The 18315-nt window shown below is 37.8% G+C and carries 14 protein-coding genes and 3 pseudogenes; 8 read left to right on the forward strand and 9 right to left on the reverse strand.

Going from position 1 to position 18315, the window contains the following annotated elements:
* Nucleotides 1-270 precede the first annotated feature (270 nt).
* Genes nrdH through nrdF form a run of 4 tightly spaced genes read left to right on the forward strand, consistent with a single transcriptional unit; the run spans nt 271 to nt 4011 of the window.
* Entirely contained in the window at nt 271-495 is a 225-nt protein-coding gene (nrdH, locus tag LNM86_RS01155) for a glutaredoxin-like protein NrdH (RefSeq protein ID WP_241438092.1), read from the forward strand.
* Nucleotides 495-893, forward strand: a complete 399-nt coding sequence (gene nrdI / locus LNM86_RS01160; RefSeq protein ID WP_241438093.1) for a class Ib ribonucleoside-diphosphate reductase assembly flavoprotein NrdI — start codon at nt 495-497, stop codon at nt 891-893. Before nrdH ends, nrdI begins: the two co-directional genes overlap by 1 nt.
* The gene (gene nrdE, locus LNM86_RS01165; RefSeq protein WP_241439038.1) at nt 875-3025 is read left to right on the forward strand and encodes a class 1b ribonucleoside-diphosphate reductase subunit alpha; all 2151 of its coding nucleotides are present in this window, start codon (nt 875-877) and stop codon (nt 3023-3025) included. Before nrdI ends, nrdE begins: the two co-directional genes overlap by 19 nt.
* Before the next feature lie 11 nt (nt 3026-3036).
* Nucleotides 3037-4011, forward strand: a complete 975-nt coding sequence (gene nrdF, locus LNM86_RS01170; RefSeq protein WP_241438094.1) for a class 1b ribonucleoside-diphosphate reductase subunit beta — start codon at nt 3037-3039, stop codon at nt 4009-4011.
* On the opposite strand, the gene prmC is transcribed toward nrdF, so the two are convergent.
* The 4 genes and pseudogenes from prmC to secA form a co-directional block, all read right to left on the reverse strand.
* Nucleotides 4008-4874, reverse strand: a complete 867-nt coding sequence (prmC, locus tag LNM86_RS01175) for a peptide chain release factor N(5)-glutamine methyltransferase (RefSeq protein WP_241438095.1) — start codon at nt 4872-4874, stop codon at nt 4008-4010. The genes nrdF and prmC overlap by 4 nt on opposite strands.
* Nucleotides 4871-5950, reverse strand: coding sequence for a peptide chain release factor 1 (prfA, locus tag LNM86_RS01180; RefSeq protein WP_241438096.1), 1080 nt, complete (start codon nt 5948-5950; stop codon nt 4871-4873). The genes prmC and prfA overlap by 4 nt, the downstream gene beginning before the upstream one ends.
* Before the next feature lie 181 nt (nt 5951-6131).
* A pseudogene (locus LNM86_RS01185) lies at nt 6132-6625 on the reverse strand (Fur family transcriptional regulator).
* A complete protein-coding gene (gene secA / locus LNM86_RS01190) occupies nt 6564-9299 on the reverse strand; it encodes a preprotein translocase subunit SecA (RefSeq protein ID WP_241438098.1) in 2736 nt (911 codons plus the stop codon). Before secA ends, LNM86_RS01185 begins: the two are co-directional and overlap by 62 nt.
* 439 nt (nt 9300-9738) lie before the next feature.
* On the opposite strand from secA, the gene LNM86_RS01195 reads away from it, so the two are divergent.
* From LNM86_RS01195 to LNM86_RS01205, 3 genes are all read left to right on the forward strand, one after another.
* A complete protein-coding gene (locus tag LNM86_RS01195; protein WP_241438099.1) occupies nt 9739-10692 on the forward strand; it encodes a peptidylprolyl isomerase in 954 nt (317 codons plus the stop codon).
* A 142-nt stretch (nt 10693-10834) separates the two neighbouring features.
* The gene (gene argJ, locus LNM86_RS01200) at nt 10835-12067 is read left to right on the forward strand and encodes a bifunctional glutamate N-acetyltransferase/amino-acid acetyltransferase ArgJ (protein WP_241438100.1); all 1233 of its coding nucleotides are present in this window, start codon (nt 10835-10837) and stop codon (nt 12065-12067) included.
* Nucleotides 12068-12200: 133 nt separating this feature from the next.
* Nucleotides 12201-12626: a (deoxy)nucleoside triphosphate pyrophosphohydrolase gene (locus LNM86_RS01205; protein ID WP_241438101.1), complete on the forward strand. Its 426-nt coding sequence runs from the start codon at nt 12201-12203 to the stop codon at nt 12624-12626.
* Nucleotides 12627-13233: 607 nt separating this feature from the next.
* Here LNM86_RS01205 and LNM86_RS13065 read toward each other — a convergent pair.
* The 5 genes and pseudogenes from LNM86_RS13065 to LNM86_RS01230 all read right to left on the reverse strand — a co-directional run.
* Nucleotides 13234-13347, reverse strand: a pseudogene (locus tag LNM86_RS13065) (peptidoglycan endopeptidase); the annotation flags it as partial.
* 259 nt (nt 13348-13606) lie between these two features.
* Nucleotides 13607-13877 (reverse strand): annotated as a pseudogene (locus LNM86_RS01215) (peptidoglycan endopeptidase); the annotation flags it as partial.
* A 149-nt stretch (nt 13878-14026) separates the two neighbouring features.
* Nucleotides 14027-15400 (reverse strand): leucyl aminopeptidase family protein, encoded by a 1374-nt coding sequence (locus LNM86_RS01220; protein WP_241439039.1) that lies wholly within the window; start codon nt 15398-15400, stop codon nt 14027-14029.
* 13 nt (nt 15401-15413) lie between these two features.
* Nucleotides 15414-16358, reverse strand: a complete 945-nt coding sequence (coaA, locus tag LNM86_RS01225; protein ID WP_241439040.1) for a type I pantothenate kinase — start codon at nt 16356-16358, stop codon at nt 15414-15416.
* Nucleotides 16359-16530: 172 nt separating this feature from the next.
* Nucleotides 16531-17520, reverse strand: coding sequence for an asparaginase (locus LNM86_RS01230; protein ID WP_241438102.1), 990 nt, complete (start codon nt 17518-17520; stop codon nt 16531-16533).
* A 220-nt stretch (nt 17521-17740) separates the two neighbouring features.
* Here LNM86_RS01230 and hslV point away from each other — a divergent pair, with 220 nt between their 5' ends.
* Complete coding sequence (gene hslV, locus LNM86_RS01235) at nt 17741-18307, forward strand: ATP-dependent protease subunit HslV (protein ID WP_241439041.1); 567 nt, start codon at nt 17741-17743, stop codon at nt 18305-18307.
* The last annotated feature ends 8 nt before the right edge of the window (nt 18308-18315 follow it).

Consider the following 18315-nt stretch of genomic DNA (forward strand, 5'->3'; position numbering starts at 1 on the left):
AATTGTAATGCAAGCAAAAGATTGTTTTAAACTTAAGGGAATTTGCCATTTAAGTTGTAGAATAATTGTTTATTTTCATCATAGTTTTTAAATTATTTGATGGGGATTACTGTTGTGTTCAGGAGGCTATGTGTTGTTGACAAGAGGTCAAGAGGTATAGCCCCTCTGTGTTTGTGTACGATTCCTATTTTTGTTTCCTTGAGTATTGATGAAGTTATCAGAAGAAACCCTTTAAGGGTTTATTTGTTAAAATTTTGAAAGTTGAAGAAAATGCCGGTCACTATTTATAGCAAACCATCTTGTGTTCAATGTGATGCTACGCGTCGTGCCTTTGATGCTAAAGGTATTCATTATCGTGTAGTCGATATTTCTCGTGATGAACAAGCATATACTTTTGTTCAATCTCTAGGATATCGTCAGGTTCCTGTGGTTGTTTGTGGTGAAAATCATTGGTCTGGTTTTAGACCAGATATGATTAGCGGTCTTTGTGTTTAATGGGACTTATTGTTTATTATTCGAGTGCAACGGGTAATACTGAACATTTTGTTTCTCAGCTTGATCAACGACTTTTCAAGATTGATAAGAAAAACCCATCTGTGTTAGTTAATGAGCCTTATATATTAGTTGTTCCTACCTATGCAGATGGTGAAGGGAGAGGGGCTGTTCCGAAAGCAGTTATCCGTTTCCTCAATGAGATAGAAAACCGCAAATGGATTCGTGGTGTTATTGGTGGTGGGAATCGCAATTTTGGTCGCTATTATAATTTAGCCAGTAAGATCATTTCTGAAAAATGTTTCGTACCTTGTCTTTATCGTTTTGAGTTACGTGGAACGGATGAAGATGTTATTTGTGTGAAGAAGGGATTGGAAAAATTTTGGAAACAATTGGTATAGAACAATCGCAAAAATCAGGTCAGATTATGGATTATCATGCGTTGAATGCAATGCTTAATCTTTATGATGAAAATGGTCATATTCAATTTGATATGGACAGACTTGCAGCACGACAATATTTTCTTCAGCATGTTAATCAAAACACAGTATTTTTTCATAACTTGAAGGAAAAAATAGATTATTTGATAGAAGAAGGTTATTACGAAAAAGCATTATTTGAGCTTTATGATTTTTCTTTTATCAAAAAGCTTTTTAAACGTGCTTATGCATTTAAGTTTCGTTTTCCTACTTTTTTGGGTGCGTTTAAGTATTATACCAGCTATACACTAAAAACTTTTGATGGAAAACGCTATCTTGAGCGTTATGAAGACCGCGTTTGCCTTGTCGCTTTGTATTTAGCTCAAGGGAATAAAACGCTTGCTGAAATTTTAGTAGACGAGATTATTACAGGTCGATTCCAACCGGCAACACCGACATTTTTGAATGCAGGAAAAAAGCAACGTGGTGAATTGGTCTCATGTTTTTTGTTGCGTGTTGAAGACAATATGGAATCGATAGGGCGTTCGGTCAATTCAGCTTTACAACTCTCAAAACGTGGTGGAGGTGTAGCACTTTGTTTGACCAATTTGCGAGAAGCTGGGGCACCAATCAAGCAAATAGAAAACCAATCTTCAGGAGTCCTACCTGTGATGAAACTTTTGGAAGATTCTTTTTCTTATGCCAATCAACTTGGTGCGCGCCAAGGAGCTGGTGCTGTTTATTTACATGCGCATCATTTAGATATTATGAAATTTTTAGATACAAAGCGTGAGAATGCTGATGAGAAAGTCAGAATCAAAACACTTTCGCTTGGTGTGGTGATTCCTGATATTACTTTTGAGCTTGCACGTAATAATGAGGATATGTATCTATTTTCACCCTATGATATTGAGCGTGTTACAGGGAAACCTTTTAGTGATATTTCTTTAACGGAGCATTATCGCTCTTTTGTTGATACTGCCAAGATTCGTAAAAAGAAAATAAGCGCACGTGTTTTTTTTCAGACATTAGCAGAGATCCAATTTGAATCAGGTTATCCTTATATTTTATTTGAGGATACAGCCAATCGAGCCAATCCAATAGCTGGGCGAATAAGTATGAGCAATTTATGTTCAGAAATTTTGCAGGTAAGTGAAGCGAGTGAACTGGAGACAGATTTAACTTATCGCACTATTGGAAGTGATATATCCTGTAATCTTGGTTCGATGAATATTGCAAAAGCAATGGAAAGTCGTGATTTTGGGCAGACGGTAGAAGCGGCTGTTCGTGCTCTTACGGCTGTTTCTGATATGAGCAATATTGCTTGTGTCCCTTCGATTGCGAAGGGGAATGCTGAGAGTCATGCAATTGGTTTGGGACAAATGAATTTGCATGGTTTTCTAGCGCGTGAACAGATCTATTATGGATCTCCAGAAGCGATTGATTTTACCAATATCTATTTTTATATTGTAACGTATCACGCGATACGTACGTCCAATTTAATTGCACGCGAACGCCAAAAGGTCTTTGTAGGATTTGAGAAATCAGCTTACGCAGATGGTCGTTTTTTTGCAAAATATCTTGAAAAAGAGTGGAAACCACAGTTTGCCCTTGTACAAGAGCTTTTTGCACGGAATAATATCGCTATACCAAACCAAAAGGATTGGCAGGAACTCAAGGATTTAGTTGTTGAGTATGGACTGTATAATCGCAATCTACAGGCTGTTCCTCCTACAGGATCTATTTCCTATATTAATCATGCAACATCTTCTATTCATCCAATAGCTTCAAAGATTGAGATTCGCAAGGAGGGGAAAATTGGACGCGTTTATTACCCCGCTCCTTACATGGACAATACGAATTTGCATTTCTACCAAGACGCTTATGAGATTGGTCCTGAAAAAATTATTGATACCTATGCAGCTGCTACACAGCATGTTGATCAAGGTCTTTCATTAACATTATTTTTTCCGGATACGGCCACCACACGTGATATTAACCGCGCGCAAATTTATGCTTGGAAAAAGGGTATAAAGAGTATTTATTATGTACGGTTACGGCAAGTTGCGTTGAGTGGGACAGAGGTGGATGGCTGTGTTTCGTGTAGTCTATAGGAGAGAATCACATGACAAAGATTACAACTAAGAATCCTGTTGTTTCCGCTGTCAATTGGAATAGATTGCATGATGAGAAAGATCTTGAAGTCTGGAACCGCTTAACTGGAAATTTTTGGTTGCCTGAAAAGGTTCCGCTTTCTAATGATATTCCTTCATGGGCAAGTTTGACTGAGGAAGAACGTCAATTAACAATTCGTGTTTTTACGGGATTAACGCTTCTAGATACGATTCAAAATACGGTAGGAGCCATTTCACTGTTGGCTGATGCGATAACAGAGCATGAGGAGGCAGTGTTAACAAATATTGCCTTCATGGAAGCGGTTCATGCCCGTTCTTATTCCTCTATTTTTTCAACCTTGTGTTCAACAGTGGAAGTTGATGATGCTTTTAGATGGTCAGAGGAAAATGTCCATTTGCAAAAAAAGGCGAGATTAGTGCTTGAACGTTATGAAGCCAATGATCCGCTAAAGAAGAAGATTGCTTCAACTTTTCTGGAGAGTTTCTTATTTTATTCTGGTTTTTATTTACCCATGTATTGGGCGAGTCGCGCTAAATTAACAAATACAGCAGATCTCATTCGACTTATCATTCGTGATGAAGCTGTCCACGGTTATTATATAGGCTATAAATTTCAATTGGGTTTTGCAAAACTTGATGAAGCTGCAAGGCAAGAAATGAAAGATTTTGCTTTTAATTTGCTTTTTGATCTTTACAATATTGAATGCAAATATACAGAAGATCTTTATGATGCACTTGGATTGACAGAAGATGTTAAAGTTTTTCTTCATTATAATGCAAACAAAGCCCTGATGAATTTAGGTTTTGAAGCTCTTTTTCCCCCTGAGGTTTGCCGCGTTAATCCTGCTATTTTAGCGGCGTTGTCACCAAATTCTGATGAAAATCATGACTTTTTTTCAGGTGCCGGTTCTTCTTATGTCATTGGCAAGGCAGTTGCTACCACGGATGATGATTGGGAATTTTAAGGGCTACATGCAAAAAGAAGTGCGCGAGGTATATCGTTGAGATCTTTGCGCATTTCTAAGCACTTGAAGCCATTTTTTTCAAAAAGACGGCAAACTTCTTTTTCTTGAGAGTAGCCTATTTCGACAGCGACAAAACCTTTTGTGTTCAAATAGTTTTTTGCCTTATGAGCGAGCTTTCGATAAAAATCAAGACCATCTTTACCACCACTTAAAGCGCGCAAAGGATCATAGAGTCGCACTTCTTTTGCAAGATTTTGGATTTCTTTTTCTGGAATGTAAGGTGGATTGGAAACGATAAGATCGAATTGACCTGTTACAGAATCAAACCAATCACTGAGTAGGGGGGTAAAACGATTTATAACATCAGTATTCTTCGCATTTTGTGTCGCTGTTTTGAGAGCATCTTCAGAAATATCGACAGCCACGGCAAAGGATTGGGGAATGTGTTTAAGAATTGCAACAGCAATAGCACCACTTCCTGTTCCCATATCAAGAAATGTTATTTTTTGGGATTTTTCACTATGTTTTGTAAGGTATGGTAAAACAAGATCTACGAGCGTTTCTGTATCAGGGCGTGGTTCTAAGGTCTCTTTGGAGAGTGTAAAAGATAGACCATAAAATTCTCGTTTTCCAATCATACGATAGACTGGTTCTCCAGAAAGGCGTCGTTGTACAGCATGTTCTAATTGTGTCATTTGCTCACAAGAAAGGCCCAAGTCTGGTTGGGAAATTCTTTCAAAGGCATTTGTACCTGTTATCCATTCAACAAGTATTTTTGCCTCAAGATTAGCCTCAGAAATTCCTTGATTATGCAATTTTTTTTGTATTTTTCGGATGGCATCATTAAGAGTGTACGCGTTCATCCATTGTTATCCATTTCCATAAGGAGTGCTGTCTGATGATCGGAGATAAGTGCATGAATAAGTTCATCAAGATCTCCTTCTAGAACGCGGTCAAGCTTATACAGAGTAAGATTAATACGATGATCTGTAATACGTCCTTGAGGAAAATTATAGGTACGAATACGTTCCGAGCGGTCACCAGAGCCAACTTGGTTTTTACGGGAAGCTGAACGTTCACTTTCTGCTTTTTGTCGTTCGATATCAAATAAGCGTGCACGTAAAATTTGCAGTGCACGTGCACGGTTTTGGTGTTGTGATTTTTCTGCTTGCACAACCATAATTCCTGTTGGAATATGCGTGATACGAACAGCTGAGTCCGTTGTATTAACGTGCTGTCCTCCTGCTCCAGATGCGCGCATTGTATCGATGCGAATGTCTTCAGGACGAATTTCGATATCAATTTCTTCAGCTTCTGGAAGCACGGCAACAGTAGCAGCAGATGTGTGAATACGTCCACTTGTTTCCGTTTCAGGGATGCGTTGCACACGATGAACACCTGATTCAAATTTCAGTTTAGAAAAAACACCTTTACCTGAAATGGTTGCAATAATCTCTTTATATCCACCAACTTCTCCTTCATTGAGGGAAACGACTTCAACTTTCCAATTATGCATATTGGCATAACGCTCATACATACGAAAAAGATCACCGGCAAACAGTGCTGCTTCTGACCCACCTGTTCCTGCTCGAATTTCAATAATAGCGCTTTTTTCATCAGCAACATCTTTGGGTAAAAGAAGAATCTGGAGCTCTTTTTCAAGTTGTTCCATCTTCTGACATAATAATGGTAACTCTTCTTGAGCAAGATTACGCATCTCTATATCTGTTCGTTTATCACTGATGAGGGTTTCCAGTTCTGTACTCTCTTTATAAAGAGCGTTTAAGGCACGTATGGAGGTAACGATTGGTTGCAATTCTGCATATTCAGAAGCGAGTTTTACATATGTTTCAGCATTGGGATTTTCAGCCATCTGGCTTTCAATTATTTCAAAGCGTTTTTCAAGCTGTCGCATACGATCTTGAGGCAAAGAAACCATGACAATATTAGCCTAATTTGTTAATAATACTAACGATTGATTATTTTATAGCATCCTATAAACAGGGGTAATAAAGCAGAAAAACTTCTCTGCCAATGAAAACTATAAATTATAAAGGTGAACTCGTATAAAGATTCATTTTCATGAAGCGTTCTTTAGCGATATATATAAGATCATTAATTTAAGAATTGCGTTTTTTCCCATAAAGTTCAAGACGATGGTAAATAATATCATAACCAAGGGATTTTGCGATTTTTTCTTGCATTTTTTCAATGATATCAGACTGAAATTCAATAACTTGTCCTGTATCTACATCGATGAGATGATCATGGTGTTGCTCATCTGCTTGCTCAAAACGAGAGGGACCACCACTAAAAGTATGGCGATGAATTGTTCCATTTCCTTCTAATGTTTTCATGGTTCGGTAAACAGTTGAGAGTGAAATACTAGAATCTATTTTATGGGCGCGCTGAAAAATTTCAAACGCGTTCGGATGATCATCTGTATCCGTTAAAATATCGAGAATAATACGCCTTTGACGGGTGACTCTTAAACCTGCGGTGCGCAATTCTTGCTCATAGTTTCGCTTTTTATTCATATTTTTCACTGTTTTTTAAACGAAGGATCCATGACAGTGTTTATATTTTTTCTCTGAACCGCAAGGGCAACGCTCATTCCGCCCAACTTTTCCCCAGGTGGTTATATCATTTGGATCACGGTCTTTCGGATTAACAATTTTATTTCCTTGTGTTCGTGTCCACAAGGTAGAAATATTTTCTTCTCCTTGATTATTGGGAACAGGTTGATCATTTGGAAAAGGGTTATCAGCATCTGTTTGCAAAGATGTGAGGGGATCTGTAGATTGCTGAATGATTTCAAAACGCATGATTTTAGAAGTAACAATTCTGCGCAAATTTCTAAGCATGGACTGAAAGAGTTCAAAAGACTCTGTTTTATATTCATTGAGTGGATCACGTTGTGCATAACCACGAAAACCAACAACAGAACGTAAATGGTCCAAACTTACCAAATGTTCACGCCATAAAGTGTCAATGGTTTCAAGTAATATGGCTTTATGAAAATAAGCCATAACTTCTGGAGAGTAGCGTTCAGTCCGTTCATTGTCACATTTTGTAACAGCATCTGATATGCGCTGTAAAATTTGCTCTTCAGCAATTCCATCTTCTTTTGCCCATTCTTCTACTGGAAGCTCAAGATTGAAGAGTTGATGAATTTCCTCTTGTAGCGCTTTCACATTCCATTTTTCAGAATATGTTCCCAATGGGATATAGGTTTCCACTAGGTCTTCAATCACTTCATTGCGCATTTCAAGAATCGTATCTGTTAGATCCTCTGCATTCATGACTTCCATACGCTGTTCAAAAATAACCTTTCGTTGATCATTCATGACATCGTCATATTTTAACAAATTTTTACGAATTTCAAAGTTTCGTGCTTCAACTTTTTTTTGTGCTTTTTCAAGAGCTTTATTAATCCATGGATGGGTAATGGCTTCATTTTCTTTCAATCCAAGTTTTTGCAACATGCCATCCATACGGTTAGAGCCGAAGATACGCATGAGGTCATCTTGAAGCGAGAGAAAGAATTTTGAGCGACCCGGATCACCTTGGCGACCAGAACGACCACGTAGCTGGTTATCAATACGACGGCTTTCATGGCGTTCCGTAGCAATAACATAAAGACCACCAGCAGCTAATGCTTTTTCTTTGAGGCACTTAACATCTTTTTTAATTTCTTTAATTTTAGCTGCTCGTTCTTCTCCATCAGGCATATCTTGTAATTCTTGTCGGATACGCATTTCAACATTCCCACCAAGTTGTATATCGGTTCCACGACCAGCCATGTTGGTTGCGATGGTTAAAGCTCCAGGAACTCCAGCTTGTGCAATGATATATGCTTCTTGCTCATGATAGCGGGCATTTAAGACTCTAAAGTCAGTAATACCTTCTTTTCGCAAACGTTCTGCCAATTGCTCTGATTTTTCAATAGATGTTGTTCCAACAAGAATAGGTTGTCCCTTTTCATGTGCTTGACGGATATCACGCACAATAGCACGGTATTTTTCTTCTGCTGTTCGGTAAATTTCATCGTCTTCATCAAGACGTTGTATTGGTAAATTCGTGGGGACTTCTACAACGTCGAGACCATAAATATTACTGAATTCTTCAGCTTCTGTAGTTGCGGTTCCAGTCATTCCAGATAATTTTCTATACATACGGAAGTAATTTTGAAAAGTGATGGAAGCAAGTGTCTGATTTTCTGGTTGGATGGCAACATGCTCTTTGGCTTCAAGAGCTTGATGGAGTCCTTCGGAATAACGCCGTCCTGGCATCATACGGCCTGTAAATTCGTCAATAATAACAATCTCATTATTGCGAACAATATAATCTTTGTCACGGACAAACAGTTTATGGGCTTTTAGGGCGTTATTGACATGATGGACGATAGCAACATTTTCTATATCATAGAGACTCTCACCTTTAAGGTATCCGGCTTGTTCAAGCATTTTTTCAATTTTTTCAGTACCAATTTCAGTAAAGGTTGTTGTCTTTTGTTTTTCGTCTATTTCATAGTCTTCTGGAATTAAAGCAGGGATAAATGTATCAATAAGATTATAGAAGTCTGTACGATCTTCTAAAGGACCAGAAATGATAAGGGGAGTACGCGCTTCATCAATGAGGATCGAATCAACTTCATCAACAATTGCGTAATGATGCCCACGTTGAACCATTTGACTACGATCAAAAGCCATATTATCGCGCAGATAATCAAACCCCAATTCATTGTTTGTTGCATAGGTAATATCACATGCGTAGGCTTCTCGACGGGCATCATTATCAAGATCATGGAGAATCACACCTGTTGTGAGACCTAAAAACCCGAAAATTTTTCCCATTGTTTCAGCATCACGATTCGCAAGATAATCGTTTACCGTAACGACATGAACGCCTTTACCTTCCAATGCATTGAGGTAAATTGGCAGAGTTGCCATTAATGTTTTTCCTTCACCTGTACGCATTTCCGCAATGCCACAGTTATGCAGCACCATTCCACCAATGAGCTGTACATCAAAAGGACGCATATCATAAACACGTTTTGCTGCTTCACGAACGGTTGCAAAAGCTTCTGGTAGGAGCAAGTCAACGGTTTCACCTTCTCTGAGACGTTTACGAAATTCCTCAGTTTTCTGACAAAGTTGCGCATCGCTTAATTTCACGAACTGTTCTTCCAAAGCGTTAATTTGTATAACTTTTTGACGAAGAACTTTGAGACGTCTCTCATGAGCAGAGCCAAATAATTTACGCGCCAAAACACCTAAACCGACCATCTCTGGTCCTTTCTTTTAATTGTTATCATTATCGTTGGGTAGACACATAGCTATCCCCATACTTCGCACCCTTCAAGCAATTCCCCAAGCAACTCCTAAGGCAATTAATATAGGATGTATATGGTACCATTATACTTGTTGATGTGCAATTTATCACTTTAATTGTAACGTAGAGATAGGAGGCTAAATGCACCGTGTCAACTTTAGTCATGCTATTTAATTGATACAATACCAAGTAATTTTGAATGTAATATGTCATTTTTTACACTATCATATTTCCCATTAACATGAGATAGGGTGCAATAAACTGAGATAAAAGGACAAGTTTATGCTTTTTAAAGTAAAATTACTGATTTATTTATCTCTATTTAGAGATTAAAATGCTATGGTAAAGAAAACGAGAATCTCGAACCAGCTTTCACTTTTAAGGAGTATATTTATGAAATTCAATTTTATCATGCTTTTTTTAACATCCGCCCTATTGGCAAGTACGAGTTTAAGGGTGATAGCACAAGAAAGTTTGAATTCATCATCGAATGATTTGAAGACTTTAGAGAAAGCTTCTGAGAAAACAGTTGCTCCCTCTCATATTATGGCAATTGTTGATGGAAAAAATATTACAGCAGGACAATTGGATGAGTTAGCGCTTGAGATAAATCCTAATTTAGCACGTTTTCCTGATGAACAACGTCGTATAATGGTTTTAAAAGCTTATTTGGATATGCAGGTACTTGCTAAAGCAGCAATCAGTGAGGGCATTGATAAGACAGAAGCTTATGATAAACGTATGGCAGTTATGCGTAACAATGTTCTTCAGCAGCTTTATTTTAAACAGACAGTTGTTGATCAGATTTCAGATACTGATTTGGAAGCTCTTTATAAGAAAGAAGTTGCTTCTTTACCGAAAGAAGATGAAGTTAAAGCGCGTCATATTTTGGTCAAAACGAAAAAAGAAGCGGAAGCGATCATTAAGCGTTTAAGTAAAGGGGAAAGTTTTGAAGAGATTGCAAAAAAGAGTTCAACAGATGGTTCTGCTGCTGTTGGGGGCGATCTTGGTTACTTTAGCCATGGTCAAATGGTCAAGCCTTTTGAGGATGCTGCATTTGGTTTGAAAGTTGGCGAATACACTAAAAAACCGGTTGAAAGTCCTTTTGGTTGGCATGTTATTAAAGTAGAAGATCGTCGCTTAAAACAACCTCCTGTCTTTGATGATGTTAAAGAGATGTTGCGTACACAACTGATAAAAGAGCGTTACCAAAAATTGATTGTTGATTTACGCAACAAGTTAGATGTGAAATATCCTGATCCTAATGTTACAAAACTGATGGAATCGCTTAACCAGAATGGAACACCACTTCCCAATGAAACATCGGATGAAGAAGATACAGAATAGCGAGAAAAAAGGGGATAATATTTTTGCTTGGTGATTTAAGAGATTTATCACGTTCAAAAATCTTAGCATTTGCTTGTTAGGGATTATTTGTTAGCAATCATGTGTTTGCACCTGCCTTATCTGTTTTTATGGAACATAGACTGTGACTTTAAAGATATCTCCTTTATCCCCTAAAAACATACAAGAGCTTCCGCCATTATCTGGTGTGCGGATAGCAACAGCTGAAGCTGGAATTAAATATAAAGGTCGTACGGATCTTCTTTTTATTATATTTGATAAACCAGCAAGTGTGGCCGGTGTTTTTACGCGTTCAAAATGCCCATCTGCTCCTGTAGAGCATTGCCGTGCCTCACTTCCTCATGGGATTGCTAGGGGTATTGTTGTTAATTCGGGGAATGCAAATGCTTTTACGGGAGGCAGAGGGAGACATACAACAAATGAAATCATGAGTGCAGCTGCGCGTGTTTTGGCAGCTAGAGAAAATGAAGTTTTTATAGCCTCTACAGGTGTTATTGGTGAGCCAATGGATGCATCGGGTATTGTCAATCTTTTACCAACTATGGTGGAGACAGCAAAAGAAGGGAATTGGTTGGAAGCTGCAAAAGCTATTATGACGACTGATACATTTCCAAAACTTGCAACACGCAGATTTGAGTGTGGGGGAGAGATTGTTACCATTAATGGAATTGCAAAAGGTGCTGGTATGATTGCACCAGATATGGCAACAATGCTCTCTTTTGTCATAAGTGATGCAGGTATTTCTTCGCATATCCTTCAATCCCTGTTATCAGAGGCTGTTCAGGATTCTTTCAATTCAATTACTGTCGATAGCGATACCTCGACATCAGATACACTTATGATGTTTGCGACAGGAAAAGAAAATTTTCCTTGCATTACATGTCAAACTGATCCGCGTTATGAGGTGTTCTCAAAACACTTAAGTGCACTTTTACATGAGCTTGCCTTACAAGTTGTTTGTGATGGAGAAGGTGCACGCCACTTAATTGAGGTCAATGTGATTGGTGCAACAACAGATAAAGCTGCTAAAACCATCGCCTTATCAATTGCAAATTCACCACTTGTAAAAACAGCTGTTGCTGGTGAAGATGCTAATTGGGGGCGGGTGGTTATGGCAGTTGGTAAGGCAGGGGTGGAAGTAGACCGTGATCTTTTGACAATTTGGTTTGGTGAACATCGTTTAGCAGTTAATGGTGAGCGAGATCCTGAATATTGCGAAGAGACAATAGGGACGTATATGCGAGGTAAACACATCACAATTCGTGTTGATATCGGTTTAGGCGTTGGTAAAGCGACAGTTTGGTCTTGCGATTTGACGAAAGAGTACATTATGATTAATGGCGATTATAGAAGTTGACCAATATACTATAAATTTAATGCTGAAGATCTGTATATTTTTTAGAAAAGATGTATTTCTAGGGTCTTTTATCTTAAAGAAGAGGGCATTATAGAAGGTGTAATTATCTTTACTATTTCTGCTGGAGAGTGGTATGCATGCAAAAAGTTCACTTCTTCTTGTTGTTGCTTGTGCATTATTAGATCAAGATAAGCGTGTTTTGCTTACAGAGCGTCCTCAAGGAAAATCATTAGCTGGTTTATGGGAGTTTCCTGGTGGCAAGGTTGAACAAGGTGAAACTCCAGAAGTATCATTGATTCGTGAATTAGATGAAGAGCTTGGTATTCATGTTCAGATAAAAAATTTATTGCCCTTAACATTTGCAAGCCATGCTTATGAAACATTTCATCTCTTAATGCCGTTGTATCTTTGTTACCATTATAAGGGCATTGCACAAGGACGGGAAGGGCAAAATTTAAAATGGGTTTTTATTGATGATCTTGATCAATATCCTATGCCGGATGCCGATAAGCCATTGGTTCAGCTGTTAAAAAAATTCTTTCCTTTAATAGGTTATTAAGAAGAAAATACGGTGTACAGATAAGAGTCATCTATTGCATAACGCATTGATGAGAGAGGTTTATTTCTTTTGTATGAACAACACATTGATTTATAACAATAATTCATTTTTTTCATGTTGAATGAAAGCTTAGAATATCCTAAGATTCTCTTATTTTCATCCTGCATATGTTGAATCAATCAAAAAATCCCCTTGTACGTCACAAGTAGGATTATCGTGTGGATAAAAAATTCTAAAGAAATGAGTAAAAATACCTCTTATGAAACATCTAAATAGCAAGGGCTGTCACAACATTGAGGGCCGATAAAGAGATAAAGAGTATGATGGGATTGTCTTACTCTTTCACTACCATAAAGATTATAGTGCACAATGACTTTATCACTATACCATCCACGGGCGGCGGTGTGAGATGGCTTGGCTACCTTAAAGGATATTCCTTGAAAAAAAGCTCGTGAATGTGCAACATAACGGCGTTCTGTTTTGATCAACAGCTTAATTATCAGTGTAATAGGTGTTGATTTTATAAATATAAATTACCATTCCAATGGTCGATTATTTTCTTTGAAGTTGTATTGTTTTTTGGTTTTAAAGACTCTTATCTTTCAGCGTTACCCATGGATAAGGCATACTCTATTGGTCCACGTAAGTCAGCTTGTAAATATTGAAAAGTGTATGGTATTGATACGACATATATTTGTTTTACAGTTGAGATACAAAAAACTGCTATAACAAGCCGGCACCATCATACTCTTTACCGGCCCCCAATGTTGCGACAGCCCTTGCTATTTAGACGATTCATAAGAAGTATTTTTACGCCTTTCTTTAGAGTTTCTTACCCACACGACAATCCCGCTTATGACGTGTAAGTAAGTGACTTTAATTGATTCAAAATGAAATGATTTGAGATGAAAAAATCTTACAACATTCGGGGGGCTAATTCAACATGCAAAATTATTAATTATCATTATAAATCAATATGTTGTATTATAAATATAACCGACATAACCATCTTTAAGAGATTGTCCCCATGACATGGCTTCTCCTTGTTCAAAGATGAGCAATTCTCCTCCCGATAAGCACTTTGTTTGTCTTTCGCTTTTTTTATTGTTTTCTTTAAAAAGTCCAGCGACAGCTGTATTAACATATTGTTTTGTATCTTGAACAAAGCTGTTTAGCTGTAACTTCTGTTTCAAGACGTTGATCTGCTAGATCATCTCTAAATGCATATAGCTTAGGATCTTTAAAGATCATCTGTTACCTCTCATTTTTTATTTTTAAACAGAATGATAATCATTATATTGGTAGGATTTTCATTCTCACAATCAATGTAGACACAATTTCAGATGATAAACAATGACTTTTAAAACTTGAGAACTATGCATCTTTGTAGATATTTTGTGCTAAGTTTTATTTTTAAAGAGGTGATAAAGAGCACGAATAACTTGTGCAGAACCGCCGATAGGATAGCCTGGTTTTTCTTTTGGCACCCATCCGTAAAGATCAAAATGCGCAAAATGCTTGGTTTTTTCAACAAAAGAGTTAAGAAACAAAGCAGCGATTATAGAGCCAGCAAAGTTATTTCCGCTTATGTTGTTAAGATCAGCAATGGGTGATGATAACATTTCCTGATAGGGCTTCCAAAGCGGCATTTGCCAAAGAGGATCTGAAACAGAATAAGCAGAGTGAGAAATTTGTTGTGCCCAGAGTGAATCATTACAATAAAATGCCGGAAGATCTGGTCCTAATGCTATCCGCGCAGCTCCTGTTAAAGTCGCCATACAAAGCATGAATTGTGGGCTTTCTTCATCGCCATAGGTTAGTGCATCAGCAAGAACAAGACGCCCTTCAGCATCTGTATTGCCAACTTCAACGCTTAAGCCTTTACGACTTTGCAGAATATCTCCTGGCCTGTAAGCATTAGCAGAAATTGCATTTTCAACAGCTGGAATCAAAACACGCAGACAAAAGGGTAATTTTGCATCCATGATCAGTTTAGCCAATCCCAAAACATGTGCACCACCGCCCATATCTTTTTTCATGAGTGACATGTTATTTGCCGATTTAATATTGAGTCCTCCCGTATCAAAGGTTACACCTTTTCCAACCAACGTTATTTTAGGATGATTTTCTTGCCCCCAGCGCAGATCAATGAGTCGTGGCGCAGTGCTACCGGCGCGTCCTACAGCATGGATCATCGGAAAATTATGTGTTAAAAGTTCATCTCCACAAATGCTCTTGACATCAGCACCATAGACTTCCCCCAGTTGGCGTGCTTCTTTCTCGAGGGTGTTAGGATTCATATCATTGGCAGGAATATTGATGAGATCACGAACAAGAAAGACAGTTTTATAAATGCGTTGAAGCTCATCGAGGTCAACCATTTCGTTGACAGAAATCGATAACGATTTGGAGGAAGATTCGTGACGATAACGGTTAAATTGATAACTTCCAAATGCCAGTCCAAGGTAGCTATTTATTTCATGGGAAGCTGTCCCTTCTAAATGCCAATGTCCAGCAGGAAGATTTTTAGCAAGAATGCCTGTAATAAAGGGGTCATCACCATTGCCAATTCCAAAGAGAACTTTTTTTAAATGTCCCGTTTCGTGAGGAATAAAGAGTATTTGTCCTGCTTTTCCAGTGAAATCGTTTACTTTCATCCACGCTGTTGTTGAAGCATCAAACGATAAGTCACTAAGATTTTCTTGGTTCACTAAGAGTATAGGACAGCTATTCTCAACATGTGTTGAACTGAAATAAATGTGATGTAAATGCATATTCATGAAATCCTCATAGTCGCCGAAGTGCGACATATTCAACCAAATGGTTTTTTCCTTTACGTAGAATGAGATTAGAGCGTGGTCGTGTTGGCAAGATATTTTCTTGTAAATTCTTCAAATTAATCGTTTGCCAAAGTTCTTGCGCGATTTTTGAAGCTTCTTTTTCGTTGAGATGTGCATAACGATGAAAGTAAGATTCAGGATTTTGAAAAGCTGTTTTACGCAAACGTTTGAATCGTTCTAAATACCAGCGACGAATGACTTCTGTTTCAGCATCCACATAGATTGAAAAATCAAAAAAATCTGAAACGAAAGGAATAACTTTCCCATCTTTAGGAAGATCACTGACCTGTAATACATTAATCCCTTCGACAATTAAAATATCAGGACGATCAATGATAATAGTTTGATTTTCCAAAACATCATAGGTCATATGCGAATAAAGTGGAGCAGGAACATTACCAATACCGGCCTTTATAGCAGAAAGAAAACACAGCAATTTCTTAATGTCATAAGAATCGGGAAATCCTTTACGATGCATACGATTTTTTTGCTGTAAAACAGTATTAGGATAAAGAAAGCCATCCGTTGTAATCAAATCAACTTTAAGGCTGGATGCCCAACGTTTTAAAAGTTCTTGAAGAATGCGCGCAGTCGTTGATTTCCCTACTGCTACAGAGCCAGCAATCCCAATAATAAAAGGCGTTTTCCTCGTTCCTTTTTGATGTAAAAATTGTTGACGCTTATGAAAAAGCTCTTGTACAGCTTCAACATGACAGGATAATAAACGCGATAAGGAAAGATAAATGCGTTGCACTTCTTCAAGATCAATTGGATCATCAATTGAACGTAAATTCTTGATTTCATCAAAAGTCAAGGTCAATGGTGTATCGTCACGAAATTGAGACCATTCTTGTGCCGTAAAGACACGATAGGGTGAATATCGATCAGAAATAGATTTGACCAAGTTATCTTCTTGATCAATTTTTGAGAGAAGCGTATCAATCATTTGTGTTAGTCAGGAGTTTTTTCTGTAATCATTAATTAAGGATAAAGAGGGTGTGTGTTTTGCATTCAAACGAGTTTTATTTTGCATATTTTCTTCTTTAAAATAATAGAGTCTTTTATTAGCTTATGGTCCAGTCATTCCATTGTGAATGGATTTGAGTCAATGAGTGTCCTTGTGCCAAAAAGGCCCATAAAAGTAAACGTGCTTTTACTGCTGATAAATAACCAGACATGAGTGCACCAGAAGCAATCAGATCAACTTCTGAACCTTTATAACCATAAGTTGTGCGTGTTGTTGAGCCAGTGCAGGTGCGACTAGCGATAATGATTGGTATTTTTTGTGTATATTGTCGTATGATGTCTGCTTCTTCAAAACTACAGTGTCCTGATCCAAAACCAGCAATGACAAGTCCAGCATAATGCCCACTTTCAAGACAGAAGCGCGTTAACTGTGTATTAGAGGATAAAGAGGAGTATAGGAGTGCCACTTGGTGATGATAATTTTGAGGAAGATCAAATGTTTTTGGGAAAAAATTTCGATCATTAAAATAAACCACTTTTCCTTCCAAAAGAGAGCCTAAAACACCTACCAAGCCTGATTGAAATGTTTCAATTTTAACAGTATGGCTTTTTTGGACCCAATAAGGTGAGTGAATGGTATCATTGAAGACAACTAAAACACCTCTATTTCGACTTTGTGGATGAACAGCAACACGTGTTGCTGCTAAAATATTTGCTGGTCCATCAGCGCCTGCTTCACAGGGGATGCGCATAGCACCAGTTATAATGAGTGGTTCTGCTTTATCCCAATAAAGAGAAAGAAAAAAAGCAGTTTCCTCAATTGTATCAGTCCCTTGAGTTAAAACAATGCCTTCTGCGCCATTTTTTATTTGTTGTGTTGCCCACTCTATGATTTCAAACAGAATCTTAAAGGACAAAGATCCACTCGGTAATTGTGTTAATGTTTGCGCGTGAATATCAGCAACTTTATTTAAATAAGGAACATTTTTTATGAGAACATCTGAAGTTAATGTTGGCTGCATTTTGCCAAAATCGTCAGCAGCCATGGCAATTGTTCCTCCCAGTGTCCCTATAGCTATTTTTTTCATAGTTTTTCCTTTAAAAGACGCAAACTGTTTACTAAAACTCTTTAGCAACAATTTGCATTGATAACAATGATATCATTTTTTTATTTCAATAAATTGAATTTTGTTAGATCATTGTGTTTTGCAATGTATGTTCTTAAATAAAGGTCATAGTAATTGGATGTTACATTTGATGAAAAGAAAACAATATTAAAAATAGAGGTCAATATTAATGAATTTTCTTATGGCAGAACATAGGCCAAACATAATGTATGGTACAACGATTATTACTGTACGAAAAGGTGGTAAAGTTGTAATGGCTGGTGATGGTCAGGTTTCACTTGGGCAGACGATCATGAAAGGCAATGCACGCAAAGTTCGTCGTCTTGGTAAAGGTGGAGCAGTTATTGCTGGTTTTGCAGGCGCAACAGCAGATGCTTTTACGTTGCTGGAAAGATTAGAAACAAAGCTTGAGCAATATCCTGATCAACTCATGCGTGCTTGTGTAGAACTTGCAAAAGACTGGCGCACAGACCGCTATTTACGTCGTCTTGAAGCAATGATGCTTGTCGCTGATAAGAAAGTAACATTAGCTTTAACAGGCCTTGGTGATGTCTTAGAACCAGAAGATGGGGTTATGGCTATTGGTTCTGGAGGCAATTTTGCTGTTTCAGCTGCTCGTGCACTCATGGATGTGGATCTGGATGCAGAAACCATTGCCCGTAAAGCTATGAATATTGCCGCTAAAATTTGTGTTTACACCAATGATCATTTTACCATTGAAACATTGGATGCAGAATTATCTTCTTAGAGAAAGTT

It is taken from the genome of Bartonella machadoae (genome assembly GCF_022559585.1).
Taxonomy (GTDB): Bacteria; Pseudomonadota; Alphaproteobacteria; order Rhizobiales; family Rhizobiaceae; genus Bartonella; species Bartonella machadoae.